The organism is Micromonospora sp. WMMD735, assembly GCF_049178995.1.
Lineage (GTDB): Bacteria > Actinomycetota > Actinomycetes > Mycobacteriales > Micromonosporaceae > Micromonospora > Micromonospora wenchangensis.
Genome location: NZ_JBMHMJ010000002.1, coordinates 1,547,032 through 1,573,597, shown reverse-complemented (window position 1 = coordinate 1,573,597; position 26,566 = coordinate 1,547,032). Strand labels below are relative to the sequence as shown.

The window sequence follows — 26,566 nt, the reverse complement described above, 5'->3', positions numbered from 1 at the left end:
TCCTGAGTCACAGGTCGGAACACAGGGCACGGTTTGTGACTTGAGTGAGACACGCTCAACCTCAAGTGATGGCAGGTGCTCGATGGCAACCCTTCCGGTACTTCCCCTGACCGACGTCGTCCTGCTGCCCGGCATGGTCATCCCGGTGACCCTCGACCCGACCACCCAGGCCGCCGTCGACGCCGCCCGGGCCAGCGGCGACAAGACCCTGCTCGCCGTCCCCCGCATCGACGGCGAGTACGGCCCCGTCGGCACGATCGCCACCATCGAGAAGGTGGGCCGCCTTCCCGACGGTGAGCCCGCCGCCGTGGTGCGTGGCCTCGCCCGCGCCCGGATCGGCTCCGGCGTCCCCGGACCCGGCGCGGCCCTCTGGGTGGAGGCCACCCGGCTCGACGAACCCGCCCCCGCCGGCCGCGCCCGTGACCTGGCCCGCGAGTACCGCGCCCTGATGACCTCAGTGCTCCAGCAGCGGGGCGCCTGGCAGGTCATCGACGCGATGGAGCGGATGACCGACCTGTCCGAACTGGCCGACGCGGCCGGCTACGCGCCCTGGCTCAGCCTGGCGCAGAAGACCGAACTGCTCGCCGCCCAGGACGTCACCGCCCGGCTGGAACTGCTCGTCGGCTGGGTGAAGGACCACCTCGCCGAGCAGGAGGTCACCGAGCAGATCACCAGCGACGTGCGGGAGGGGCTGGAGAAATCCCAACGGGAGTTCCTGCTCCGCCAGCAGCTCGCCGCGATCCGCAAGGAACTCGGCGAGGACGAGCCGGACGGCTCCGCCGACTACCGCTCCCGGGTGGAGTCCGCCGACCTGCCGGACAAGGTCCGCGAGGCGGCGCTGCGCGAGGTCGGCAAGCTGGAGCGCGCCAGCGACGCCTCACCCGAGGCGGGCTGGATCAGGACCTGGCTGGACACGGTGCTGGAGATGCCGTGGAGCACGCGCACCGAGGACAACACCGACCTGACGGCGGCGCGGGCGGTGCTCGACGCCGACCACGCCGGCCTGGCCGACGTCAAGGACCGCATCCTGGAGTACCTGGCGGTGCGCAACCGGCGGGCCGAGCGCAACCTCGGGGTGGTCGGTGGACGCGGCTCCGGCGCGGTGCTCGCCCTCGCCGGCCCGCCCGGTGTCGGCAAGACCAGCCTCGGCGAGTCGGTCGCCCGGGCGCTGGGCCGCAACTTCGTCCGGGTCTCCCTCGGCGGCGTCCGCGACGAGGCCGAGATCCGCGGCCACCGGCGCACCTACGTCGGTGCGCTGCCCGGCCGGATCGTCCGCGCGCTGCGCGAGGCCGGCTCGATGAACCCGGTGGTGCTCCTCGACGAGGTCGACAAGCTCGCCGTCGGGTACGCCGGGGACCCGGCCGCCGCCCTGCTGGAGGTGCTCGACCCGGCCCAGAACCACACCTTCCGCGACCACTACCTCGAAGTCGACCTCGACCTGTCCGACGTGCTCTTCCTGGCCACCGCCAACGTGGTGGAGACCATCCCCGGCCCGCTGCTGGACCGGATGGAACTGGTCACCCTGGACGGGTACACCGAGGACGAGAAGGTCGCCATCGCCCGCGACCACCTGCTGCCCCGGCAGCTCCAGCGGGCCGGCCTGACCGCCGACGAGGTGACCGTCACCGACGAGGTGCTGGCGCTGATCGCCGGTGAGTACACCCGCGAGGCGGGCGTCCGGCAGCTCGAACGGGCCCTGGCCAAGATCCTGCGCAAGGTCGCCGTGGCCCTGGCCACCGACCCGACCCCGGTCCGGGTCGACACCGACACCCTGGCCCGCTACCTGGGCCGGCCGAAGTTCACCCCGGAGTCGGCCGAGCGGACGGCGGTGCCCGGCGTGGCCACCGGTCTCGCCGTCACCGGCGCCGGCGGCGACGTGCTCTTCATCGAGGCCACCAGCATGGACGGTGAGCCGGGACTGACCCTCACCGGGCAGCTCGGCGACGTGATGAAGGAGTCCGCCCACATCGCGCTGTCCTACCTGCGCGCCAACGGGCGGCGCTACGGCCTCGACCCGAACGTCCTGGCCGGACGCCGGATCCACCTGCACGTGCCGGCGGGTGCGGTGCCCAAGGACGGCCCCAGCGCCGGCATCACCATGGTCACCGCGCTGGCGTCCCTGGTGACCGGCCGACCGGTACGGCCCGAGTTCGGGATGACCGGCGAGGTGACACTGTCCGGGCGGGTACTGCCCATCGGCGGGGTGAAGCAGAAGCTGCTCGCCGCGCACCGGGCCGGCCTGACCGAGGTGATCATCCCGGCCCGCAACGAGCCCGACCTCGACGACCTGCCCACCGAGGTGCGCGAGGCGCTGACCGTGCACACCCTGGCCGACGTGGCCGACGTGCTCGCCCTGGCGTTGCGCCCGGCCGAGATCGACGCGGACACGCTCGGCGGTCGACCGGTCGGCGCCGCCTGACCGGAGCCCACCCACGGCCCCCGACGTCGCGCCCGGCGTCGGGGGCCGCTGCGGCCCCGTAATCTGGACCCCTCCCGTTTCCCGCATCCGCCACCGCCCGGTGGCACCCCCGGAGGCGACCACCCGTGAACATGTTCCTGTGGATCGTGCAGATCCTGCTCGCCGCGCTCTTCGCCGGCGCGGGACTGACCAAACTCATCCAGCCCAAGGAGAAGCTGCTCGACCGGATGGCATGGGTGCGGAACACCCCGCCGCTGCAGGTCAAGGCGCTCGGCGCGGCCGAGGTGCTGGCCGCGCTGGGGCTGGTCCTGCCCGGCCTCACCGGCATCGCCACGGTGCTCACCCCGCTGGCCGCCGTCGGGCTGGTGATCGTGATGGTCGGCGCGGTCGTGGTGCACGCCCGCGCCAAGGAGCACCAGGGCACCGCGATGACCGTGGTGCTGCTGGTCCTGGCGGCGATCGTCGCCTGGGGGCGGTTCGGGCCGTACCCGCTCTGACGAACGCGACCGGCCCGCGCCCCGTCGAGGGGAGGCGGGCCGGTGTCGCGTCCGGGTCAGCGTCCGTCGACGCCGCGGTCGCGGCGTACGGTCGCCTTGCGGCCCTTGATGGTGCTGTTGCGCAGCCCGGCGATCACCTCGTCGGCGACGCCCTGCGGCACCTCCACCAGCGAGAACCGGTCGGCGATCTCGATCGAGCCGATGTCCCGGCCGCTGACCCGGGTCTCCCCGGTGATCGCGCCGACCAGGTCCTGCGGGCGGACCCCGGCCCGGCGGCCCAGGCCGATGAAGACCTGCGCGGTGCCGCCCGTGCGGGGCCGGCCACCGCCGCGCCGGTCCCCGCCCCGGCTGTCGAACCCGGGCCGGGCCTCGCGGGGCGGGCGGACCGCCACCTGCGGGATCTCCTCCTCGTCGTCGGAGCCCGGCAGCGCCGCCTCGTGGGCCAGCTTGACCGCCGCCAGCGCCACCTCCATCAGGTCGAACTCGTCCGAGAGCGACTCGACGATCACCCGGAACGGGTCCAGGTCGTCCTCCAGCAGGCTCTCCCGCAGCGCCGCCTGGGTCAGCGCCAGCCGCCGGGTGCGCAGGTCGGCCACCGTCGGGATCTTGTCGATGGTGATCCGCTGGCCGGTGACCCGCTCGATGGTCTTGAGCATCCGGTGCTCCCGGGGCTCGGCCAGGGTGATCGCCACCCCCTCCCGGCCGGCCCGGCCCACCCGGCCGATCCGGTGCACGTACGACTCCGGCGCGGACGGCACGTCGTAGTTGACCACGTGGGTGAGCTGCTCGACGTCCAGCCCCCGGGCCGCCACGTCGGTGGCCACCAGCAGGTCGGCGGTACCGGCGCGCAGCCGCCCCATCACCCGGTCCCGCTGCTCCTGGCTCATCCCGCCGTGCAGCGCCTCGGCCCGGTAGCCCCGCCCGTTCATCGTCTCGGTGAGCCGGTCGACCTCCTCCCGGCTGCGGCAGAAGACGATCGCCGCCGTCGGGGACTCCACGTCCAGCACCCGGCCCAGCAGCGCCGGCTTGTGCGCCCGGCTGACGATGTAGGCGCTCTGCCGTACCCGGGGGGCCTCGCCGGCCACCGGCTGCTCCCGCCCGATCTGGATGCGCTCCGGGTCGGTCAGGTGCTGGCGGGCCAACCCGTCGATCCGGGCCGGCATGGTGGCCGAGAAGAGCACCGTCTGCCGCTGCGCGGGCGCGTGCTCCAGGATCGCCTCGATGTCCTCGGCGAAGCCCATGTCGAGCATCTCGTCGGCCTCGTCCAGCACCACCGTGGCCAGCGAACCCAACCGCAGGGTGCCCCGGGCGATGTGGTCCAACGCCCGGCCCGGGGTCGCCACCACCACGTCCACGCCCAGGTCCAGGGCGCGCAGCTGGCGGCCGATCGGCTGGCCGCCGTAGATCGGCAGCACCCGGGCGCCCAGGTCCTTGCCGTAGCGGTGGAACGCCTCGGAGACCTGCACGGCCAGTTCCCGGGTGGGCACCAGGACCAGCGACACCGGGTCACCGCCCTGACGGTCCTGCGGCATCCGCTGCAACAGGGGCAGGGCGAACGCGGCGGTCTTGCCCGTACCGGTGGCCGCCTGCCCGAGCAGGTCCCGTCCCGACAGCAGCAGGGGGATCGCCTCCCGCTGGATCGGGGTCGGCTCCTCGTAGCCGAGCGCGGCGAGGGCGCCCAGCAGCTCGGCGCGCAGCCCGAGATCCCCGAAGGCGGGCCCGCCGTCGGAGTCGTCGGGAGCGGAGAGGTCGGTCGGTGTGGGTGCGGAACTCATGACCAAAGTTTTCCATCACCCCGGTCGGGCCGTGCCGCCGACCGGCCCCACCGTGCCGACCGGCACAGCCGCGCCCGCCCGCCGGTTAGCCTGACGGGCGTGCGTACGGTGGAACTGCTCTGCTGCCCGGCGCTGGAGCGGACGGTGCGGGCCGCCTGGGACCGGCTGGCCGCGGCGGGGCTGCCGAGCCTGGCCCGGCACGGCCACCCGACGAACCGGCCGCACCTGACGCTGGCCGCCGTCGAGGCCTTCCCGCCCGGCGCGGCCGGCCGGCTCGCCGGTCTGTTCGCCACCGCGTTGCCGCTGCCGGTCACCCTGGAGCGGGTGACGGTGCTCGACGGTAGCGCGCCGCTGGTCTGGTTGGTCCGGCCCACGACGGCGCTGACCGCCCTGCACGCAGCCGTCTGGGCGGCCCTGGACGGCGCGGACGGGCGGCGGCCCTGGCACGCCCCGGGGAGCTGGGTGCCGCACCTGAGCCTCGCGTTGCGCTTCCGCGACCGCGACCGGCGGCTGGCCCGCGCGGTGGTCGGCGGCGACCGGCCGGAGGGCCGGTTCGTGGCGGCACGCAGCTACGACGGCGACACCCGGACCGTCCGGCCGTTGGGCGGTGACTTCCCGGCGGACTGACGGTGGTCTATGGTGGGCGGAGCGCTCCCGTCGACGGTCCATCCGACCGCCCGGCGGATCACTGCTGCGCCGGTCCGGTCGGATGGTCACTGCCATCCCCACCGGAAGAGGCCCCATGCCCCAGCATCCCCGACGGCGTCCGGTCGCGCTCGCGGCTGCCGCCCTGCTCGCCCTCGGCGGGCTCGCGGCCGTGCCGCAGCTCGCCTCCGCCGCCCCCGACCCCGGCTCACCGGTCAAGGTCAACCAGGTCGCCTACGTGCCAGGGCTGCCCAAGCAGGCCACCGTCGTGAACTCCGCGAACTCCCCGCTCGGCTGGACGCTGCGCAACGCCGGCGGCGCCACGGTCGCCTCCGGGCAGACCACGGTACGGGGCACCGACGCGCTCTCCGGAGACCCGGTGCACATCGCGGACTTCTCGGCCTACGACACCCCGGGCACCGGCTACGTGCTGTCGGTCGGCGGGAGCAACAGCTACCCGTTCGACATCTCCGCCGACCCGGTCCGCCGGCTGCGCGGCGACTCGCTGGCGTTCTTCTACCACCAGCGCAGCGGCACCCCGATCGACGCCCAGTACGTCGGTTCCCGCTACGCCCGCCCGGCCGGGCACGTCAACGTCGCCCCCAACCGGGGGGACAACAACGTGCCGTGCCGCACCTCCTGCGGTTACACCCTGGACGTGCGCGGTGGCTGGTACGACGCCGGTGACCAGGGCAAGTACGTGGTCAACGGCGGCCTGTCCACCTGGCAGCTGCAGAACATCTACGAGCGCACGCTGTACGTGAGCGGGGCGGACAGGTCCGCCGTCGCCGACGGCACGCTGGCCATCCCCGAGCGGTCCAACGGGGTGCCGGACGTCCTCGACGAGGCCCGCTGGGAGTTGGAGTTCCTGCTCAAGATGCAGGTGCCGGACGGCCGGACCAACGCCGGCATGGTCCACCACAAGATCCACGACCAGAACTGGACCGCCCTGCCCACCCGCCCCGAGCTGGACAGCGAGCCCCGGCTGCTCTCCCCGGTGAGCACCGCCGCCACCCTCAACATGGCGGCGGTGGCCGCCCAGGCGTCCCGGCTGTGGAAGCCGTTCGACGCCGCCTTCGCCTCCCGGGCCCTGGCCGCCGCCGAGAAGGCGTACACCGCGGCGAAGGCCAACCCGAACCGGCTCGCCCCCGCCACCGACAACACCGGCGGCGGCGCGTACGAGGACAACACCGTCAGCGACGAGTTCTACTGGGCCGCGGCCGAGCTGTACGCCACCACCGGCGCGACCGGCTACCGCAACGACCTGAGCAGCTCCCCGCACGCCCGGGGCGCGGGCTTCACCCGGGGCGCGTACGACTGGAGCTGGACGGCCGGCCTGGGCGACACCACCCTGGTGCTGGTGCCGACCGGCCTGCCCAGCGGCGACGTGAGCACGATCCGCTCGGCGATCGTCGGTTTCGCCGACCGGATGCTCGCCCAGATCGCCAACCAGGGCTACCCGGCCCCGGGCAGTGGCAACGGCACGTACTACTGGGGTTCCAACGGCGCGGTCGCCAACAACGCCAACGTGCTCGCCCTGGCCTACGACCTGACCCGCACGACGAAGTACCGCAACGGGGCCTTCGCCGCCTACGACTACCTGCTCGGCCGTAACCCGCTCAACCAGTCCTACGTGGCCGGGTACGGCGACAAGCCGGTGCGTAACCTGCACCACCGGTTCTGGGCCAACCAGAACGACGGCTCGCTGCCCACCGCGCCGCCCGGCTCGCTCTCCGGCGGCCCGAACAGCGAGTTGCAGGACCCGGTCGTGCAGGCCCAGCTCGGTGGCTGCAAGCCGCAGAAGTGCTTCATCGACGACATCGGGGCGTACTCGGTCAACGAGGTGGCGATCAACTGGAACGCGGCGCTGGCCTGGCTGGTGCACTGGGCGGCCGAGCAGGCCGGCACCGGCAGCGGCCCGGACCCGACGCCGACCCCCACGGTGACGCCGCCGCCGACCACCACGCCGCCCCCGCCCACCACCACGCCCCCGCCCACCACCACGCCCCCGCCCACCACCACGCCCCCGCCGACCACCACGCCGCCGCCGGCCGGTGGGTGCGCGGTGACGTACTCGGCGAACAGTTGGAGCACCGGCTTCACCGGCAGCGTCACGCTGGCCAACACCAGCGCGGCGGCCTGGTCGTCGTGGCGGTTGACCTTCCGGTTCACCGGTAACCAGCAGATCAGCCAGGGCTGGTCGGGCCGGTTCAGCCAGAGCGGCAGCGAGGTCACGGTGACCAACGAGAGCTACAACGGCGCGGTCGCGCCGAACGGCTCGGTCAACCTCGGCTTCAACGCCACCTACAGCGGCACCAACGCGACCCCGACCGGGTTCGCGGTGAACGGGACGGCCTGCACCCTGCGCTGACCCACCCGCACCGGGCCGCCCGTCGCACGTCGACGGGCGGCCCGGTCGCGGTCGGCCACCGGCCCCGGCCGGTGCGGGACCGGGCGACGCCGTCGGCCGCGTGTCGCCCTTCGGGGGGTGTGGGAGGAATGCTCGGTCTCCACCGGTTCACCACGGTTACGGTGCCCTCAGGTTCATCCGCACCGTGTCGCACCGGGAGAGGACCGACCATGCGCGTGCCCAGCCGAAGCCCCGGCCCCCAACCCGGCGTCACCCCGCCCGCCCCGGCCCGGCGGACGCCCGTCCCGACCCGTCCGGTGCGCCCGGCCGCCCCCGACCTCGACGCCTACCGGCAGGCGGTCGCCGAACTGCTGGTCGAGGTCGGCGCGCTCGCGGGGACCGCCGGCACCGCCGCCCGTCAGGTGCTGCTCGACCAGCGGCTGCGCGAACCGGCGATCGCCGACGTGCTCGACGCCACCGGGCAGGGGGTGCTGGGCGCCCGGGAGACCCTGCTGCTGGAACTGGCCCGCCACCAGCCCGACCGGCCCACCCCGGGCCCCGACCTGACCGCCCTGGTCCGGATCTACCTGCTGTCCCGCATCGACCTGATGTGGTGGCGGGACACGACGGCCCTGGCGACCGACGATCAGGCCGACACGCACCCCGACCTGATCGACCTGGAATGGCTGCGCCGCCGTGGTCTGCTCGGCTTCCGCTACCGGGAACAGCCGGCGAGCGTCCTGGGTCGGGGGGTGCGCGCCGTCCGGGGCCGGCTGACGCCGGAGACCGCCCCGCCCACCGCCGGGGTGCCGTTGCGCCGGACCCGCCGTGAGGTCGTCGCACTCCTCAACGACCTGGCCCGGGAGTTCGCCCGCTCCGCCCCGCCCGGCACCCCGCCGTTGTGGGTGACCAACCTGGCCCACAGCGCCGAACACCGGTACCGGCTGCGTCGGCTCGGCCAGCCGGCCATGCTGCCCAGCGGCCACTGCCTCGGCTGGGCGGTGGACGTGGAACTGGCCTGGTACGCCCGGTTCGGCGCGCGGGACGTGCTGGCCGAGATCCTGCTGGCCCGGCAGGCCGCCGGTGAACTGAACGTCATCGACGAGGGGCCCGACTGGCACGTCTGCCTGGCTCCGGCCGCCCGCGCCCGGCTGCGCTCGGCGTACGAGGCCGAGATGGGGATCTGACCGGCCGGACGACGGGCCGCCGCCGGGTCAGCCGGCGATCAGCAGGGCGAGCACCGCGGCGAGGGTGCCGAGCACCGCGACCACGGCACTGGTCGCCACGAACCGGCGCAGCGGCACGGTCACCCCGGCGGCCCGGCACCGCTCGAACCACAGCAGGGTCGCCAGGGACGCCCACGGCACCGCCAGCGGCCCCACGTTGGTGCCGATCAGCAGCGCCAGCAGCCGGGTTTCGTCACCGGGTGGGAGCACCGCCTCGCCGGCCAGGTAGGCGGGCAGGTTGTTGACCAGGTTGGCCAGCAGCGCCCCGGTGCCCCCGGCGCGCAGCGCCCCCGCCGTGCCACCGGCGTCCCCGAGCAGCACGGACACCAGGTCGTCCAGCCCGTGCCGGCCGAGGGTCTGCACCACCAGGAACAGGCCGGTCACGAAGACCAGCAGCCGCCAGGGCAGCAGCGCCGGGCGCAGGGTGCGCCGGGACCGGACCGCGAAACCGGCCACCACCAGCCCGGCGGCGACGGCGGCGGCCACCCCGATCTCCACCCCGACCAGGATGCCGGCGACGAACAGCAGGCAGCCGGCGACCGCCGTGCCGAACAGCAGCCGGTCGGCCGGCCGGTGCGGCGGGGGAGGGGTGAACCGGTCGACGTCGCGTCGGCCCCGCCGCCAGTGCCACAGCCACAACCCCGCCATGGTCACCCCGATCGCCGCGAGCTGCGGCAACGCCATCCGGGCCGCGTACGCCGCCGGAGCCAGCGCGATCCGGTCGGCGGCGAGCAGGTTGGTCAGGTTCGACACGGGCAGCAGCAGGCTCGCGGTGTTGGCCAGCCAGACGGTGGTCATCGCCAGCGGCCCCGGGGCGACGTCCAGCTTGCGGGCCAGCGCGATCATCACCGGGGTGAGCAGGACCGCGGTGGTGTCCAGGTTGAGGGCGATGGTGGTGAGCGAGGCGAACCCGACGCAGAGCAGGAACAGGCCGGCGAAGCTGCCCCGGGCGGTGATCGCCAGCCGGGTGGCCAGCACGTCGAACACCCCGGCGACGGCGGTCAGTTCAGCGAGCACCACCACCGCGCCGAGAAAGAGCAGCAGCGGCAGGATGCGGTGCAGGGTCGCCCCGGCGTCGGCCCGGGGGAGCAGGCCGGTGACCACCGCGCCGAGACCCAACAGGGCCAGCCCGATCGCCACCCGGTCCAGCGGGTGCAGCCGCGGCCTGCGGGGCCGCTCGGTCGGTACGGGCGGGGTCCCGCCGGCAGGTGTCACGGCGGATGATCCTCGCACAGCCGGCCCTGCTCCGACGCCGGTTGGCCGCAACTGCCCGCCCGGCGGCACCGTACCGACCGGCCCGACATCGACGTGCGCGGTTACGGCCACGGTGGACATCCCGACACGGCTGCCCTAGCGTTCAGGAGATATGCGCAGGATGCTGCTGGGGGCCGGACTGGCCCTGTCGCTCGTCGCCACCGGCTGTGCCCAGGCCACCCCGACGGATCGGGCCACCCCGACGGAGTCGACCCGGACCGGTCCGGCGTCGGCGTCCGCGAGCCCGCCGCGCGCCTCCCGGCAGGACCCGGAGCAGGCTCGACGGACGCTGGACAGCCTGCGCAAGGTCGACGACCTGCCGCTCTACGAGATGACCTACGTCGGCGGCTACGACCCGACGGTGGGCACCGACGCCCGGCCGGACACCGGCCCGTTCGGCTGTTCCCTCTTCGCCGCCTCCGGCGACCCGGCCCGGCCGCTGTTCGCCCGCAACTTCGACTGGGACGCCAACCCGGCGATGGTGCTGCGCACCGATCCCCCCGAGGGGTACGCCTCGGTCTCCCTGGTCGACCTGTCCTATCTCGGGGTGGGCCCGGACCCGACCGGCGACCGCCGGCTGCTCGACGCGCCGCTGCTGCCCTTCGACGGGATGAACGAGCGGGGGCTGGCCGTCGGACTGGCCGCCGACGACACCGCGACGGCGAAGCCGGTGCCGGGCCGGCCCACGGTCGGGTCGGTGCGCATCCTGCGGTTGGTGCTGGACCGGGCGGCCACGGTGGACGAGGCGGTGGCGCTGTTCGGCCGGCACAACCTCGACTTCGACGGCGGGCCGCCGCTGCACTACCTGCTCGCCGACGCGGGCGGCCGGTCGGCGGTGGTCGAGTTCGTCGACGGGACCATGCGGGTGCAGCGCGGGCAGGGGCGGTGGCAGGCCCTGACCAACGTGCCGGTGGTCGACGTACCCGAGCAGCAGCGTCGTCGCGACCACCGCTACGGCGTCCTGGCGACGGCGCTGGACGCGGCCGACGGCCGCGTGGACCCGGCGGCGGCGCTGCGGCTGCTGGGCCAGGTCCGGCAGGGGCACACCCGCTGGTCGGTGACGTACGGGCTGCGCGACGGCGAGGTCCGGCTGGTCACCGTGGCCGGTGGTGGGCAGGAACGCCGCTACCGGTTGCCGATCCGCTGACCCCTCGCACGACGGACGGCCCGGCCCCCCGACGTGCGGGGGCCGGGCCGTCGCCGGTCGGGACTACCAGCTCAGGTAGCCGGCCTGGGTCTGCGCGTTCAGCTCGGGCACCCGGACGAGGTCGGCCGTCCAGGTCCGCCAGTCGTTGAGCTTCAGCACGTCCAGGCCCTTCTGGATGTCGCTGGAGTAGATGTGCCCGTTGTAGTAGTACGTCGACCAGGCGCCGCCGGTGGTGAGCTGGGTGTCCGACAGCGGCCCGCGCTCCCAGAAGCCGATCTCCTTCGGGCGGGTCGAGTCGGTGAAGTCCCAGACCGAGACCCCGCCCTGGTACCACGCCTGCACCATGATGTCCTTGCCGAGGACGGGGATCAGCGAGCCGTTGTGGGCCACGCAGTTCTCGGTGTCGGCGTTGCTGCGGGGGATCTTGTAGTAGCTGCGGAAGACCATCGTGCGGGCGTCGCCCCGGCCGGTGATGTCGTAGACGGCGTCCGCGCCCCGGTTCGGGCCGACGACCTCGTTGCAGGTGGCCGCGCCGCCGCCGCCGAGTTCGTCGGTGAGCACCACCTTGGTTCCGGCGTTGTTGAACGTCGCCGAGTGCCAGAACGCGAAGTTGACCGTGTCCCGCACCCGGTTGATCACCCGGGGCGCCTCCCGGTTGCGGATGTCCAGCAGGACGCCGTCACCCATGCACGCGCCGGCGGCCAGGTCCTTGGCCGGGTAGGCGGTGATGTCGTGGCAGCCGGTGGTGGCCGAGGTCTGCCCGGGGACGCCCTCGTAGCCGCCGTCGGGGAAGAGGTTCGGGGTGGCCACCACGGCCGCCTCGGTGGGCCTGTGCACCGGGACCTTCACGATCGAGATCGAGTCGTGCGGCGGCTGGCAGTCGGGGAAGTCGGCCCGTGGGCTGTACGACGACACGTACAGGTAGACCGTCCTGCGGTCCTTGCCGGGGACGAGGGTGTGGGTGTGCGAGCCGCAGGCGGTCTCCACCGACTTGATGTAGCGCGGGTTGGCCTTGTCGCTGATGTCGAAGACCTTGATGCCCTCCCAGGACTCCTTCACCGTCGCCGGTTGGCTCGCGCTGGCGCACGAGTCGTCGGTGCGGGACGAGTCGGTGGAGAGGAAGAGCAGGTCGCCGTAGACCGAGATGTCGTTCTGCGAGCCGGGGCAGAGCACCTGCGACACGATCGTCGGGGCGCTGGGCCGGGCGATGTCGTAGATGACGAAGCCGTTGTAGTTGCCGACGAAGGCGTAGCGGCCCTGGAAGGCCATGTCGGTGCCGAGCGCGCTGGTGGTGTCGAACGGCGCCTGCTTGGGCAGGTTGGCGACCTGGCGCAGGTTGGGGCTGCTGGAGATCTCGTCGACGGCGAGGCCGGGGGCCGCCGGCGTCCCGCCCCGGGTCGCGGTGGCCGGTGCGGCGACGCCCGCCGGGCTGGTGGCGACGCTCGCCACCAGCAGGCCGGCGGCGACCACGCTGACGATCTTCAACTGCCGTGCTCGGGGCAGGGAGAACCTGATCATCGGCGGAACCCTTCGAAAGGGGACGATGCGTACCAGGCACCTTACCGGCCAGTGATGAGAGTTGATGTGAGCCGTATCACATCTATCGGTGGTAGTGAATGGATACGATCGCGGCGACCTCGACCGGAGGGGGGAGTCGCATGACCGGCCGACGTGGGCGCATCCTGCTCGCCGTCACAGTCGCCGTCACCGTCGCGGTGCCGGTCGGGCTGGCCCTGCGCCCCGACGGACCGCCGACCCCGACGACGTCCGCCCCCACGGCGACGCCGACCACGACCGGTTCGCCCGACACCCCCGGGGTGATCGTGCCCGGCCGGCCAGGAGAGCCCGCCGCGACCCGGCCCGCGCGGGAGGTCCGCGCCCCCGGCACACCCCGGTACAACACCCCCGACGTCTGGTTCGTGCGGATGATGATCCCGCACCACCAACAGGCCCTCCAGATGGCCGAGCTGGCCCCCGACCGGGCCGCCAGCGCCCAGGTCAAGGCGATCGCCGCCCGGATCAGGGGTACCCAGGAGCCGGAGCTCGGCCTGCTGCGCGGCTGGCTCGCCGCCCGGGGCCTGGCCGCCGGGGAGCCCGGCCACGACCACGGCCGGATGCCGGGCATGCAGTCCCCCGAGGCGCTGCGGCAGCTCGACGCCGCCCGGGGCGCCGCCTTCGACCGGCTCTTCGTCCAGCTGATGACCGCCCACCACGCCGGTGCGGTGACCATGGCCACCGAGCTCCTCTCCGCCGGTGCCGACCAGCAGCTCAACGAGTTCGCCAACGCGGTGGCGACCGAACAGACCGTCGAGATCGCCCGGCTCCGCGCGCTGGTCTGAACCCCGGTCGGCCGACGGACCCGCAGCCACCCCGCGCGGGGCACTACGCTCGGTCACCGTGAGCCGTACCCTGTTCGGTCGCCCGCTGCGCGGCGTCGCCTTCGACGTCGGCGTCAGCGTGCTGGTGGTGCTCTTCACCCTGGTCACGGCGGCCCAGCCCGGGGCGTGGACCCAGCCCGGCGGCTGGCCGTCCGCACTGGTCGGCCTGGCCATGGCGGTGGCCCTGCTGTTCCGGCGCGGCCACCCCTCACTGGTCGCGACGGTCGTCGCCGCACTGGCACTGGTCCAGGTGGTCGCCGGCTGGGGGCCGCTGGCCTACGACGTCGCCGTGCTCGTCGCCCTCTACAGCGTGGTCAAGTACGCCGACCGGCTCCGCGACGGCATGCTGGCCGGCGGCGTCGCCGCCGTCGGGGTGCTGCTGGCCGCCTCGCAGACCGTCTCCCAGGCCGCCTGGTGGGCCACCGCGCTCTACTTCGGCCTGATCACCGGCGGGGTGTGGCTGGCCGCGCTGAACGTCCGCACCCGTCGCCTCTACGTGCTCAGCCTGGAGGAGCGGGCCGCCACCCTGGAACGGGAACGGGAGGCCGAGGCCCGTGCGGCGGTGGTCGGCGAACGCGCCCGGATCGCCCGCGAGCTGCACGACGTGGTGGCGCACAGCATGGCGGTGATGATCGTGCAGGCCGACGGGGCCCGGCTGATGTTCGACCGGGACCCGGAGACCGCCCGGCACGCGGTCAAGGTGGTGGCCGACACCGGCCGGCAGGCCCTGGAGGAGATGCGCCGGCTCGTCGACGTGCTGCGGGAGCCCGACCCGCCGGAGACGACGGCCGGCCCCGGCGCGGACACCGCCGACACCGAACCGGAACGCCGCCGCGCCACCGTCGCCGAACTGCCCGCCCTGGTGGGTCGGTTCCGCGACGCCGGCCTGCTGGTCGGGTACCGGGCCGGGGAGGTGCCGGCCACCCTGCCGCCCGGGCTCGACCTGACCGTCTACCGGGTGGTGCAGGAGGCCCTGACCAACACCCTCAAACACGCCGGGGTCGGCGCGCACGCCACGGTCGTGCTCGGCGTCGACGACGGGCTGGTGGTCCGGGTGACCGACGACGGGCGCGGTCGCCCGCCGGCCCGGCCGGCCCCCTCCGGCGGGCACGGCCTGGTCGGCATGCGCGAGCGGGTCGGCGTGTACGACGGCCGCCTCACCGCCGGCCCCCGCACCGGTGGCGGGTGGCAGGTCGAGGTACGGCTGCCGCTACCGTCGACCCCGGAGGCGGAGGTGATCGCGGCATGACCGTACGAGTGGTGATCGTGGACGACCAGGCGCTGGTCCGGGCCGGCTTCCGGATGGTGCTCGACTCCCAACCCGACCTGACCGTGGTCGGCGAGGCGATCGACGGGGCGGACGCGCTGCGGGTGCTGGCCGGGGTCGAGGCCGACGTGGTGGTGATGGACCTGCGGATGCCGACCATGGACGGGGTGGAGGCGACCCGCCGGATCTGTGCCGCCTCCACCGACGGTCGGCCCCGGGTGCTGGTGCTCACCACGTTCGACACCGAGGCGGACGCGTTCGCCGCGCTGCGCGCCGGGGCCAGCGGGTTCCTGCTCAAGAACGTGCCGCCGGAGGAACTGCTGGCGGCGATCCGGGTGGTCGCCCAGGGGGACTCGGTGGTCGCCCCGTCGATCACCCGTCGGCTGCTCGACCGGTTCGCCGACCGGCTCGGCCCGGCACCCGCGCAGGATCCGCGACTGGCCCAGCTCACCGACCGGGAACGGGAGATCCTGCTGCTCGTGGCGCAGGGGCTGGCCAACGCCGAGATCGCCGCCCGGGTGCACGTCGCCGAGGCGACGGTGAAGACCCACGTCGGGCGGATCCTGGCCAAGCTCCAGCTCCGCGACCGGGTCCAGGTGGTGGTCCTGGCGTACGAGAGCGGCCTGGTCACCCCGGGCGGCTGAACCCGGGTACGACCTGGGTCGTACGGGTCACCCCGGTCGGGGTCGACCTGTGGCGCAGCCGGGTCGCGCGTGCGGGTGGACGCGGGTCGCCGGGGCGTTGCCTAGCGTCGGAGGGGTCCAGTGCCACGCCGACCGGGAGTCCCCATGTCCGTCCCTGCCGCCGTCCGTCCCGCGCCCCGCCCACCCGCCGAAGGCGGCCGACCCGCAGGTCCCCGGGCCGGGCGTAGCCGGTGGGGGCGGTGACCGGGATGTGGCGGTTGACCCTGCGTACGCTGCGCGCCGACGCGCTGCGTCTGCTGCTCTCCTCGGTGGCGATCGTGCTCGGTGTCGCCTTCGTCGCCGGCACGCTGATGCTCACCGACGGCATGCAGGCCGGGGCCTACGAGCGGGCCGGCGCCTTCGACAAGCACACCGACCTGGGCGTCTACGCCGACCGGACCGTCCTGCCGCCGTCCCTGGTCGACCGGGTGCGCACGGTCGACGGGGTGGCCGAGGCCGCCGGGGAGCTGACCGCCCTCGTCGGGGTGGTCGGCGTCGACGGCCGGCCGGTGCTCGGCGTCGGATTGCTCGCCGCGATCCCCACCGGACCCGCGTTGCGCTCCTACGACGTGGTCGCCGGCCGGCTGCCCGACCGCCCCGGCGAGGTGGTCCTCGACGCGTCCACGGCCGCCGCGCAGGGGTTCACGCTCGGCGGCCCGGTCGGCGTCGGCGGCGCGACCGGCGCGGCCCGCCCGTACACCCTGGTCGGCACGGTCGACGTGGCCGGAACCACGCGCGACGTCGGCGGCCCGTTCGTCGGGTTGGTGGGCGCGGACGCGCTGGCCGTCAGCGGACGACCGGGCTACGACCGGATCATGGTGGCCGCCGCGCCGGGAACGGCCGGCCCGGCCCTTTCCGAGCGGGTGGCCGCCGTGGTCGGTGGGGACGCCACGGTGAAGTCGCGGCAGCGCATCCTCGACGAGGCCGTCGAGGACGGGGTGCGCGACCTCGACCAGTTCCGTCTGGTGCTGCTCGTCTTCGCCGGGGTGGCGGTGGTGGTGGCGGGGTTCGTCATCGCCAACACCTTCGCCATCGTGCTCGCCCAGCGGACCCGGCGGACCGCGCTGCTGCGGCTGGTGGGGGCCCGTCGGGGCCAGGTCTTCCGGGCCGCCGTGCTGGAGGCCGCGGCGCTCGGGCTGGCCGGCTCGGCCCTCGGGGTCGCGCTCGGGGCCGGGCTGGCCACCGGGGCGGCGGCCCTCGTCCCCCGGCTCGACCTGCCGCTTCCCGCCGCCGGCCTGACGGTGACCGCCCGGACGGTCGGGATCAGCCTGCTGCTCGGCATCCTGGTGACCGTCGGGTCCGCGCTGCTGCCCGCCTGGCAGGGCACCCGGGTGCCGCCGGTGGCCGCCCTCGCCGACGCCGCCGGGCACCCGGCCCGGGGCGCCGGGCGGCTCCGGCTGACCCTCGGCGCGCTGGTCGGCGTCGCCGGCATCGCCGCGCTGGCCGGGGCCGCCGCCGTCGGGCAGATCGTCCTGGTCGCCGTGGGTGGGGTGCTGTCCTTCTTCGGGATGGTCATGTTCGGTCCGCTGCTGGTACCGGTGCTGGTCCGGTTGCTCGGCCGGCCGTTGCGGCAGGTGTTCGGGGCCACCGCCGCGCTCGCCGTCGCCAACGCGGCCCGCAACCCGCGCCGGGTGTCGGCGACCGCCACCGCCCTGGTGATCGGCATCGGGTTGGTCTCGGCGTTCGTGGTCGGCGCCGGCAGCGTCAAGGCGGGTATCGAGCGTGCGGTCGACGCCCGCATCGGCGTCGACTTCGTGGTCACCGGTGTCGGTGTCGAGCTGCCCGCCCCGCTCGCCGGGGAACTGGCCGCCCGGCCCGAGGTGGGGGTGGTGCACGAGCACCGCAACCGGGTCGTCGACGGTGTCGAGCTGCGGTCGGCGCACCCGGCGCTGGCCCGGCGTTCCCTCGACGCGGTCGACGCCGGGGACGTCGCGGAGCTGAAGCCGGGATCGGTGCTGGTGCACCGCGAACTGGCCGCCGCCCGGGGTTGGCGGGTGGGGTCGACGGTCACCGTCGCCGGGCGTCCGTTCCGGGTGGCCGCCGTGGTCGCCGCCGACGGCCCGACGTCGCAGGGGGTGCCCGCCGGGCACGTGGTCGACCTGGCCGACAGCGACTTCACCGCGCTCTACCCCGACGAACGCGGCCAACTTGCCGAGGTCGAGCCGGCCGACGGGGTGTCCGCCGCGCGGGCCCGCGCCGCCATCGAGACGGTGCTCGCCCGGTACCCGACGGTGAACCTGATGGACCAGGCGGCCTACAAGAAGATGCTCACCGGCACGGTGGACATGCTGCTCGCCTTCGTCACCGCGCTGCTCGGCCTGGCCGTGGTGATCGCCCTGGTCGGCGTCGCGAACACGCTCAGCCTCGCGGTGGTGGAACGGACCCGGGAGAACGCCGTGCTGCGTGCCCTGGGGTTGTCCCGGGGGCGGATGCGCCTGCTGCTGGCCATCGAGGCGGTGCTGACCGCCCTGGTCGGCGCGCTGCTGGGCACCGCGCTGGGGGTGGCGGTGAGTGCCGGCACGGTGGCCTTCGTCGCCCGGCTGGGTGGCGGCTTCACGCTGGTGCTGCCCTGGGGCCGGCTCGGCCTGACCCTCGCCGTGGCGGTGCTGGCCGCGCTGGCCGCCTCGGTGCTGCCGGCCCGGCGTGCCCTGGCCCGCCCGGTGGTCGAGGCGCTCGGCGAGCAGTGACCCCGGCCGTCGCCCCGCCGCCCGGCCTGCCCGCCGCCCGGCGGGGCGACGGTCAGAGCCGCTCCACCATCGCGCCCCGGCACCGGTCCCGGGTGTCGAAGACGTACCGGGCGTGCCGGGTGACCAGGTCGTAGTCGAAGCTGTCGTGGTCGGTGACCAGGACCACCGCATCGGCCGCCGCGACCTCCCGCGCGGTCAGGTCGACCACCACCACACCGCCGGGGATGTGCTGCGGCTCGGCGTACGGTTCCACCGCGTGCACGTCCGCGCCGAGCGCCTGCAACCGGCGGGCCACGTCGACGGCCGGCGAATCGCGCATGTCACCGGTGTTCTTCTTGTACGCCAGCCCGAGCAGCAGCAGCCGTGCCCCGTTGACCGGCCGGCCGATCCGGTTCAACCCGGCCATCACCCGCTGGGCCACGTGCTCGGGCATCTGGTGGTTGATGTCGTCGGCCAGCTCGATGAACCGGAAGGGCCGGCCCAGCGTGCGCTTGACCTGCCAGGACAGGTAACACGGGTCGATCGGCAGGCAGTGCCCGCCGACCCCCGGGCCGGGCCGGAACGGCATGAACCCGAACGGCTTGGACGAGGCGGCCTCGATGGCCTGCCAGGCGTCGATGCCGAGCTGGTGGGAGGCCATCGCCAGCTCGTTGATCAGCGCGATGTTGACCTGGCGGAAGGTGTTCTCGATCAGCTTGGTCAGCTCGGCCACCCGGGTGGAGTCCACCGGCACGGTCCGCTCGACCAGTCGCCGGTAGAAGCCGTCCACCCGCTCCAGCGACGCCGCGTCCACCCCGGACACCACCTTCGGGGTGTTCTCCAGCCGCCACGTCGGGTTGCCCGGGTCGATCCGCTCCGGGCTGTAGCCGAGGTGGAAGTCACCCGGGCTGCGCAGCCCGCTCGCCGCCTCCAGCAGTGGCCGGAGCAGGTCCTCGGTGGTCCCCGGGTAGGTGGTCGACTCCAGCACCACCGTGCAGCCGCGCCGTACGTACGGGCCGACGGCGGTACCGGCCTGCTCGACGAAGCTCAGGTCGGGGACCCCGTCGCGCAGCGGGGTGGGCACGGTGATCACGCAGATGTCGAAGCCCTCGGCGTCCGGGTACTCGGTGCTCGGCCGGTACCGTCCGCTGGCCAGGGCCCGACCCAGCCGGTCGGCCGGGATGTCCTCGACGAAGGACTCGCCGGAGGCCAGCCGCTTGACCCGGTCGGCGTCGACGTCCAACCCGACCACGTCCAGCCCGGCCTCGACGGCGCGCATGGCCAGCGGCAGTCCGACGTATCCCTGACCGATGACGACCAGCTTCTGTGCGTTCATCCGGGCTCCCTGCAAGCGTGTCCTTGCAGGGAGCCTAGATGGCGATATAGCGATCTACGTCCGTTTTGGTATTCCTGGGGTCTGCGGTGTTCCCGGTGCCGGGCGACGACCGGTCAGGTGCCGGCCGGCGGCGGGTTGTTGCCGCCCCCGCCGCCCGCCTCGGTCGTGGTCGCCGTCGGCTCGCCCGCGGTCGGTCCGGTGGTGGGCGTACCTGTCTGGGCGGGCTCGCTGGTGGCCGGCTCCGACGGGGTGGGCGGCGCGGAGTTCGTCGGCGGCGGCACGGACGAACCGTTCGGCAGTGGCGTCGGGCTGACCGACACCGACGGCGACGGCTTCTCGTACTGGTTGGTCGGCCGGGGTGGACGCGACGACTCGTCGGCGCCGGTCTCCTCGACCACCGCCGGGATCTCGGAGCGGTCGGTGGGGGCCACCGCCGGGCCGGTGCTGCGGATGTTGGGCACACCGCTGTCGAGCGACTTCGAGGCGCCCAACGCCGCACCGAGCGCGGTCAGGGCCACCAGCACCGCGGCCAGCGCGCCGACCAGGGAACCCCGGCGGCGCCGCCGCGACCCCGAGCCGACCACCGTCGTCGACGTCCCCGCCGGGCCGACCCGGGCGTGGTCGGCCCGGGACGGGTGGCGCAGCGGCGGCGTCACCAGTGCGGTGGCGGCGGTGTCGTCACCGGCGGCGGCGCGGGCGGCGGTGGCCATCTCGGCGCCGGTGGCGAAGCGGTCCGCCGGGTCCTTCTCCAGCGCCCGCGCCACCAGCGCCCGGACCGCCACCGGGATGTCGGCGGGCAGCTCCGGCGGCTCGTCGTCCAGGTGCCGCACGGCCACCTGGAGCGGGTTGTCCCCGGTGAACGGCGGCTGCCCGGTCAGGCAGCAGTACGCCACCGCGCCCAGGGCGTAGATGTCGGTGGCGGCCGACACGGGCCGGCCCGACGCCTGCTCGGGTGCCATGTAGAGGGCGGTGCCCGGCACCGCGTTCGTGCTGGTGATGCTCGTCACATTGGTGGAGCGGGCGACGCCGAAGTCGACCAGCACCACCGTGCCGTCCTCCTGCACCAGCAGGTTGCTCGGCTTGACGTCGCGGTGCACGATGCCGCCGGCATGCGCGGCGTGCAGGGCCTGGGCGGCCTGCGCCACGACCGACATCGTCTCGTCCACGTCCAGGTGGCCGGCGGACTCGATCCGCCGCGACAGCGGTTCGCCCTCGACGAACTCCATGACCAGGTAGTCGGCCCGGCCGCCGTCGTCGAGCCGGTCCTCACCGCAGTCGAAGACCTGCACGATGCCGGGGTGGCGCAGCGCCGCCATGATCCGCGCCTCGGCGCGGAACCGGGCGATGAAGTCGGGATCCGAGACGAGTGCCGGCAGCAGCACCTTCACCGCGACCTGGCGACCCAGAACCAGGTCGGTGGCCCGCCACACATCGCCCATGCCGCCGGTGGCGACACGTTCGTCCAGGCGGTAGCGACCGCTGAGCACGACCTCGGATGACAACACCCCCATACCGTACCCAGGGTCCTCCCGTCCGGCAGACGCCGATATCCCTTCGGGGTTCTCGCGGGAGGACCTGTCCAGGTCCCGGCGGGGGTCGGCCTGACGGTCGGTCACCGGTGGCCGTCGTGCGGTCACCGATGGTGCGTGGTGACGTCATGGGGGGTGGAGGGCGTGGCGGTAAGCGTCCGGAGGGTGATCGGTGTTACGCCGACGCGCCGCCAGCGAGATTGATCTATCTCACCTTTTCCGCCCCATCGACCGCTTGCCTGCGCCCTGCTCCGGCTCCTAGTGTTGCCCCCTCTGGCCCGTCCCGGTGCCGGTACCGCGCCCAGACCCGACGCCGTACTCTCCCGGCGGCGTACCAGACGGATCACCCGGCGTCGGGTGCGAGCGGGGCAGCGGGGGGGCTGAAGGTGCGCGAAGGGGTCCGCTGGTCGGGCCGGGGCGGCGGCGTGTCCGCCGGTCGCCGGCCCGGGTCGGTCGACGGGGTGGCCCGGCGGTGACCGACGACCTGACCGGGGCGGTCGCGGCGGCGCAGGCCGGCGACGAGGAGTCGTTCCGCGTCCTCTACCGCAGCCTCCAGCCGGGCCTGCTGCGCTATCTCACCGCGCTCGTCGGCGCGGACGCCGAGGATGTGGCCTCCGAGACCTGGTTGCAGATCGCCCGGGACCTGTCCCGCTTCACCGGCGGCGAGTTCCGCGCCTGGGCGGTGACGATCGCCCGGAACCGGGCCATGGACCACCTGCGCCGCCAGCGTCGCCGCCCGTCCCTGCCGGTTCCCGTCCAGGACCTCAGCGACCTCGCCGGCGACGCCGACACCGCCGAACGGGCCGGCGAGACGATCGGCACCGAGTCCGCGCTGGCGTTGATCTCCACCCTGCCGCCCCGGGAGGCCGAGGCGGTGCTGCTGCGGGCGGTGATGGGACTGGACGCGGAGACCGCCGGTCGGGTGCTCGGCCGGCGGCCGGGTGCGGTCCGCACGGCCGCGCACCGGGGGCTGCGCCGGCTGGCGGCCATGCTGGAACGCGGGGACGCTCCCCGTTCGTCCGACGACGAGCGGGTCGCCCCGCCCCGCCCCCGGCCGACGCCGCACGCGTCGCGGGCCGAGCCGGCGGACGGCTGACATGAGGGGAGACTGGATGAACCTCCGCCGGTCGGCCCGCTCCGGTCGGCCGGTGAGCCGGGCCGAGGCCGAGCGGCTGCTCGATTCGACCGGGCCGGGGACCGCGCCGTCCACCGACGATCCGCTCACCCGGTTGCTGGCCGCGGCCGCCGCACCGGCCCGGGTCGACGAGCTCGCCGGTGAGCAGGCGGCGCTGGCGGCGTTCCGGGCCGCCCGGGGCGCGGCGGCACCCGGGCCCGTCCCGGCCGGCCGACGGCGTCCCCGGCTGTCCACCGGCGTGGTGGCCTGGATCGCCGCGCTGGCCGCCACCGCCACCGCCGGGGTCGCCTTCGCCGCCGGGGCCCTCGACCGTCCCGCCGAGCCGACACCCGGACCCGTCCCGTCCGCCACCGCCACGCCCACCGGTGCCGACACCGACCGGCCGTCCCCGTACCGGTCCGAACCGCAGCGGCAGAGCCCGTCGCGGCGGCCCGGCGGCACCGTGCCCGGTGGCGGTCCCTCGGCGCCGCCCACGCCGCCCGGCCACACTGGGCCGGCGAACACCGGCAAACTGGTCGGGCAGTGCCGGGCCTACCTGGCCATGCCGCCCCCGCAGCGTGCGAAGGCGGTGACCAGGCCCGGGTACGCCGACCTGGTGGCCGCCGCCGGCGGGGCCGACCGGGTGGAGGCGTACTGCCGCACCCTGGTTCCGCAGCGCCCGTCGGCCAAGCCGTCCGCTGCCACCGGTGGTCCGGCCGGCCCCGGCGGGGGGCCCGGCCCCAAAAACTAGTCGAAAAGGCTTCACAATTATTTCTTCCCGTCGGGTCTGCGGGATCGGTCCCCGAGTCAGAAGATGGAGGACGGGACGGTCCCTGTCGGCCGTGCCCGCCGGCCGGCATGGTCGGACCCTGCGTCGGGAGGAAACCGTCTCGTGGTGACGTCGCCCGGGCTGGACCGGTCGACCGTGCTCGGCGAAGTCGCCGAGGCGGCCGGGCACCTGGCCCGCATCTGTTTCAAGACCGGCCCACCCACCCTCACCGGCGTCGAACTGGAATGGACCGTCCACGACGCCGCCGACCCCGCCCGGCCACTGGACCGGACGCGGCTCCGGGCGGCACTCGGGCCGCACAGCCCACCCACCCTGGACGACACCAGCCCGGCCCGCCCCCTGCGGCACGGCAGCACCGTGACCGTCGAGCCGGGCGGCCAGGTGGAGGTGTCCACCGCGCCGCGATCCTCGGTCGCCGCGCTCGTCTCGGCCACCCAGGCCGACATCGACGAACTTGACGCCCTGCTCGCCCGTGCCGGCCTGGTGCGCGGGCAGACCGGCATCGACCCGTGGCGGGACCCCCGCCCGGTGGTCGACACCCCGCGTTACCGCGCCATGCGCTGCGTCTTCGACCGGCGCGGCCCGGCCGGGCAGACCATGATGTACAGCACCGCCGGCCTCCAGGTCTGCCTCGACGTCGGCCAGGCCACCGGCCTGGCCGAGCGCTGGGCGGCGGTGCACGCGGTCGGGCCACCACTGGTGGCGGCCTTCGCCACCGCCGACCGGCACGCCGGTCGGGCCACCGGCTGGGCGTCCGCCCGGATGGCCGCCTGGCTGGACATCGACCCGGCCCGCACCGGCCCGGTCTGGTCGGCGCACCAGCCGGACCGGGACCCGGTCGCCGCCTGGACGCAGTACGTCCTCGCCGCGCCCCTGCTCTGTCTACGCCACGACGGCCCGGACTGGACACCCCCGCACGGGGTCACGTTCGCCGACTGGATAGCCGGGGCCCTGCCCGACCCACCCACCACCGACGACCTGGACTACCACGTCAGCACGCTCTTCCCACCGGTACGCCCGCGCGGCTACCTGGAGGTCCGCTACCTCGACGCCCAGCCCGGCCGGGACTGGACGCTCCCACTGGCCGTGCTGACCGCGCTGCTGGGCGACGAGCGGACGGTCCGGGCGGCCCGGACGATCGCCGCGCCGGTGGCCGACCGCTGGCGCACCGCCGCCCGGTGCGGGCTGGCCGACCCGGCCCTGGCCACGGCGGCCGTGGCCCTGCTCGACCTGGCCCGGGAGACGCTGCCGACGCTCGACCTGCCGACCGACACCCACGACGAGATCGACCGCGGGATCCGCCGACGGATCGCCGCAGCGCAGAGGGGAGACCGGTGACCACCACCGAGCAACCGGGCGCGCAGCCCGAGGCGTTGCGCAGCCGGATCGCCGCCGAACTGGCCCGGACCCGGGCCCGCACCGACGCGTTGACCAGCGCGGTGGACGACGAGGACCTGGTCCGGCAGCACTCGACACTGATGTCGCCGCTGGTCTGGGACCTCGCCCACGTGGGCAACCAGGAGGAACTGTGGCTGGTCCGGGACGTCGGCGGGCGGGAGCCGGTGCGGCGCGACATCGACGACCTGTACGACGCGTTCAAACAGCCCCGTAAGGACCGCCCCTCCCTGCCGTTGCTGCCCCCGACCGAGGCGCGGGCCTATGTGGCGACCGTGCGGGACAAGGTGCACGACCTGCTCGACGCGGTCCGGTTCTCCGAGCGGCCGCTGGTCGCCGACGGCTTCGTCTTCGGCATGATCGTGCAGCACGAGCAGCAGCACGACGAGACCATGCTCGCCACCCACCAGCTACGCTCCGGGCCGGCGGTGCTCGACGCGCCCCCGCCCCCCGAGCCCCGGGCCCGGGTCGCCGCCGAGGTGCTGGTGCCGGCGGGTCCGTTCACCATGGGCACCTCGACCGACCCGTGGGCGCTGGACAACGAACGCCCGGCGCACACCGTCGACCTGCCCGCGTACGTCATCGACGCCGCGCCGGTCACCAACGGCGCGTACCGGGAGTTCCTCGCCGACGGCGGGTACGACGACCCGCGCTGGTGGAGCGCGGCCGGTTGGCGGCACCGCACCGAGGCCGGGCTGACCGCGCCGATGCACTGGCGACGCGACGGCGACGGCTGGGCCTACCAGCGGTTCGGCCGGTGGGCCCCGGTACGCGACGACGAGCCGGTGGTGCACGTCTGCTGGCACGAGGCGCAGGCGTACGCGCGGTGGGCCGGCAAGCGGTTGCCGACCGAGGCGGAGTGGGAGAAGGCGGCCCGCTGGGACCCGGCGACCGGGCGCTCCCGGCGCTGGCCGTGGGGCGACGACGAGCCGACCGCCGAGCACGCCAACCTGGGGCAGCGGCACCTGTGGCCGGCGCCGGTCGGGGCCTATCCGGCGGGCGCCTCGCCGCTCGGCGTGCACCAGCTGATCGGCGACGTCTGGGAGTGGACGGCGAGCCCCTTCCACGGCCATCCCGGCTTCACCGTCTTCCCCTACCCGGAGTATTCGGAGGTGTTCTTCGGCGGCGACTACCGGGTGCTGCGTGGTGGCTCGTTCGGCACCGACCGGGCGGCCTGCCGGGGCACCTTCCGCAACTGGGACCACCCGATCCGTCGGCAGATCTTCAGCGGTTTCCGCTGCGCCCGGGACGCCCGGCCCGAGGAGGCCCACGGGTGAGAGGCGGTGTCGCCTGATGTGCCGGCACCTGGCGTACCTCGGCCCCCCGGTGACCCTGCGGTCGCTGCTCTACGACCCGCCGCACTCGCTGGTCCGGCAGTCCTGGGCCCCCCGGGACATGCGCGGCGGCGGCACGGTCAACGTCGACGGCTTCGGCGTCGGCTGGTACCCCGGCCCCCGCGGGACGGATGGCGGGGACGACGGTCGCGGCGGGGCCCCGGTGCGGTACCGCCGGGCCGGCCCGATCTGGTCCGACCCGACGCTGCCCGAGCTGGCGGCGGTGACCTGCTCCGGCGCGGTGCTGGCGGCGGTGCGCTCGGGCACGGTGGGCATGCCGGTGCAGGAGAGCGCCGCCGCGCCGTTCGCCGGGGGGCGGTGGTTGTTCAGCCACAACGGGGTGGTGCGTGGCTGGCCGGACTCGGTGGTCGGGCCGGCCGGCGGCCTGCCGGTGCGGGACCTGCTCACCCTCGACGCGCCGACCGACTCGGCGCTGCTGTGGGCGCTGGTCCGGCACCGGCTGCGGGCCGGCGCGTCACCGACCGAGGCGGTCGTCGCGACCGTCCGGGAGGTCGCCGCCGCGGCCCCGGGATCACGGCTGAACCTGCTGCTCACCGACGGCGTGTCGGTGGTGGCGAGCGTGTGGGGGCACGCGTTGTCGGTGCGCGCCGACGACGGTACGGCGCTGCTGGCCTCCGAGCCGGTGGACGACGCGCCCGGCTGGCGAGAGGTGCCCGACCGGCGGTGGGTCCGGGCGGGACCGGACGGCGTGCACGTCGGTGAGTTGGATTGACCGGACGGAACAGGACGTTTTCGGTGCA

20 protein-coding genes are annotated in these 26,566 nt (G+C 74.7%); 15 read left to right on the top strand and 5 right to left on the bottom strand.

All coding sequences use genetic code 11. The features are described from left to right. The first annotated feature begins 82 nt into the window (after positions 1-82). Positions 83-2,419, top strand: coding sequence for an endopeptidase La (gene lon, locus ACN268_RS06910; protein ID WP_421482303.1), 2,337 nt, complete (start codon positions 83-85; stop codon positions 2,417-2,419). A gap of 131 nt (positions 2,420-2,550) precedes the next feature. Next, a complete protein-coding gene (locus ACN268_RS06905) occupies positions 2,551-2,916 on the top strand; it encodes a DoxX family protein (RefSeq protein WP_421486828.1) in 366 nt (121 codons plus the stop codon). A 56-nt stretch (positions 2,917-2,972) separates the two neighbouring features. Here the strand turns inward: ACN268_RS06905 and ACN268_RS06900 are convergent, their stop codons facing one another. Next, a complete protein-coding gene (locus ACN268_RS06900; RefSeq protein ID WP_421482302.1) occupies positions 2,973-4,691 on the bottom strand; it encodes a DEAD/DEAH box helicase in 1,719 nt (572 codons plus the stop codon). A gap of 99 nt (positions 4,692-4,790) precedes the next feature. On the opposite strand from ACN268_RS06900, the gene ACN268_RS06895 reads away from it, so the two are divergent. From ACN268_RS06895 to ACN268_RS06885, 3 genes are all read left to right on the top strand, one after another. Continuing rightward, complete coding sequence (locus ACN268_RS06895) at positions 4,791-5,318, top strand: 2'-5' RNA ligase family protein (protein WP_421482301.1); 528 nt, start codon at positions 4,791-4,793, stop codon at positions 5,316-5,318. A gap of 115 nt (positions 5,319-5,433) precedes the next feature. Continuing rightward, positions 5,434-7,707: a glycoside hydrolase family 9 protein gene (locus ACN268_RS06890; RefSeq protein ID WP_421482300.1), complete on the top strand. Its 2,274-nt coding sequence runs from the start codon at positions 5,434-5,436 to the stop codon at positions 7,705-7,707. A 209-nt stretch (positions 7,708-7,916) separates the two neighbouring features. Beyond that, positions 7,917-8,873 (top strand): hypothetical protein, encoded by a 957-nt coding sequence (locus ACN268_RS06885; RefSeq protein ID WP_421482299.1) that lies wholly within the window; start codon positions 7,917-7,919, stop codon positions 8,871-8,873. Positions 8,874-8,900: 27 nt separating this feature from the next. Here ACN268_RS06885 and ACN268_RS06880 read toward each other — a convergent pair whose 3' ends face one another. Then, positions 8,901-10,127, bottom strand: a complete 1,227-nt coding sequence (locus ACN268_RS06880; protein ID WP_421482298.1) for an SLC13 family permease — start codon at positions 10,125-10,127, stop codon at positions 8,901-8,903. A gap of 151 nt (positions 10,128-10,278) precedes the next feature. Between ACN268_RS06880 and ACN268_RS06875 the strand changes: the two genes are divergently transcribed. Next, a complete protein-coding gene (locus ACN268_RS06875; RefSeq protein WP_421482297.1) occupies positions 10,279-11,313 on the top strand; it encodes a linear amide C-N hydrolase in 1,035 nt (344 codons plus the stop codon). 63 nt (positions 11,314-11,376) lie between these two features. Here ACN268_RS06875 and ACN268_RS06870 read toward each other — a convergent pair whose 3' ends face one another. Continuing rightward, positions 11,377-12,831, bottom strand: coding sequence for an LVIVD repeat-containing protein (locus ACN268_RS06870; protein ID WP_421482296.1), 1,455 nt, complete (start codon positions 12,829-12,831; stop codon positions 11,377-11,379). A gap of 140 nt (positions 12,832-12,971) precedes the next feature. Between ACN268_RS06870 and ACN268_RS06865 the strand changes: the two genes are divergently transcribed. The 4 genes from ACN268_RS06865 (at position 12,972) to ACN268_RS06850 (ending at position 18,328) form a co-directional block, all read left to right on the top strand. After that, on the top strand, positions 12,972-13,652 hold the full coding sequence (locus ACN268_RS06865; RefSeq protein ID WP_421482295.1) for a DUF305 domain-containing protein: 681 nt from the start codon (positions 12,972-12,974) through the stop codon (positions 13,650-13,652). 58 nt (positions 13,653-13,710) lie between these two features. Beyond that, the gene (locus tag ACN268_RS06860) at positions 13,711-14,940 is read left to right on the top strand and encodes a sensor histidine kinase (RefSeq protein ID WP_421482294.1); all 1,230 of its coding nucleotides are present in this window, start codon (positions 13,711-13,713) and stop codon (positions 14,938-14,940) included. Continuing rightward, a complete protein-coding gene (locus ACN268_RS06855) occupies positions 14,937-15,602 on the top strand; it encodes a response regulator (RefSeq protein ID WP_421482293.1) in 666 nt (221 codons plus the stop codon). The genes ACN268_RS06860 and ACN268_RS06855 overlap by 4 nt, the downstream gene beginning before the upstream one ends. A 248-nt stretch (positions 15,603-15,850) precedes the next feature. Then, a complete protein-coding gene (locus tag ACN268_RS06850; RefSeq protein WP_421486827.1) occupies positions 15,851-18,328 on the top strand; it encodes an ABC transporter permease in 2,478 nt (825 codons plus the stop codon). A 52-nt stretch (positions 18,329-18,380) separates the two neighbouring features. Here ACN268_RS06850 and ACN268_RS06845 read toward each other — a convergent pair whose 3' ends face one another. Then, positions 18,381-19,643, bottom strand: coding sequence for a nucleotide sugar dehydrogenase (locus ACN268_RS06845; RefSeq protein ID WP_421482292.1), 1,263 nt, complete (start codon positions 19,641-19,643; stop codon positions 18,381-18,383). 113 nt (positions 19,644-19,756) lie between these two features. After that, positions 19,757-21,154: a protein kinase domain-containing protein gene (locus tag ACN268_RS06840; protein ID WP_421482291.1), complete on the bottom strand. Its 1,398-nt coding sequence runs from the start codon at positions 21,152-21,154 to the stop codon at positions 19,757-19,759. A gap of 490 nt (positions 21,155-21,644) precedes the next feature. Between ACN268_RS06840 and ACN268_RS06835 the strand changes: the two genes are divergently transcribed. The 5 genes from ACN268_RS06835 (at position 21,645) to egtC (ending at position 26,538) form a co-directional block, all read left to right on the top strand. After that, on the top strand, positions 21,645-22,268 hold the full coding sequence (locus tag ACN268_RS06835) for an RNA polymerase sigma factor (RefSeq protein WP_421482290.1): 624 nt from the start codon (positions 21,645-21,647) through the stop codon (positions 22,266-22,268). Positions 22,269-22,284: 16 nt separating this feature from the next. Further along, positions 22,285-23,037, top strand: coding sequence for a hypothetical protein (locus ACN268_RS06830; RefSeq protein ID WP_421482289.1), 753 nt, complete (start codon positions 22,285-22,287; stop codon positions 23,035-23,037). Positions 23,038-23,178: 141 nt separating this feature from the next. Beyond that, positions 23,179-24,414 (top strand): ergothioneine biosynthesis glutamate--cysteine ligase EgtA, encoded by a 1,236-nt coding sequence (gene egtA / locus ACN268_RS06825; protein WP_421482288.1) that lies wholly within the window; start codon positions 23,179-23,181, stop codon positions 24,412-24,414. Continuing rightward, positions 24,411-25,748 (top strand): ergothioneine biosynthesis protein EgtB, encoded by a 1,338-nt coding sequence (gene egtB, locus ACN268_RS06820; RefSeq protein WP_421482287.1) that lies wholly within the window; start codon positions 24,411-24,413, stop codon positions 25,746-25,748. Before egtA ends, egtB begins: the two co-directional genes overlap by 4 nt. A gap of 16 nt (positions 25,749-25,764) precedes the next feature. Then, the gene (gene egtC / locus ACN268_RS06815; protein ID WP_421482286.1) at positions 25,765-26,538 is read left to right on the top strand and encodes an ergothioneine biosynthesis protein EgtC; all 774 of its coding nucleotides are present in this window, start codon (positions 25,765-25,767) and stop codon (positions 26,536-26,538) included. Positions 26,539-26,566 lie beyond the last annotated feature (28 nt).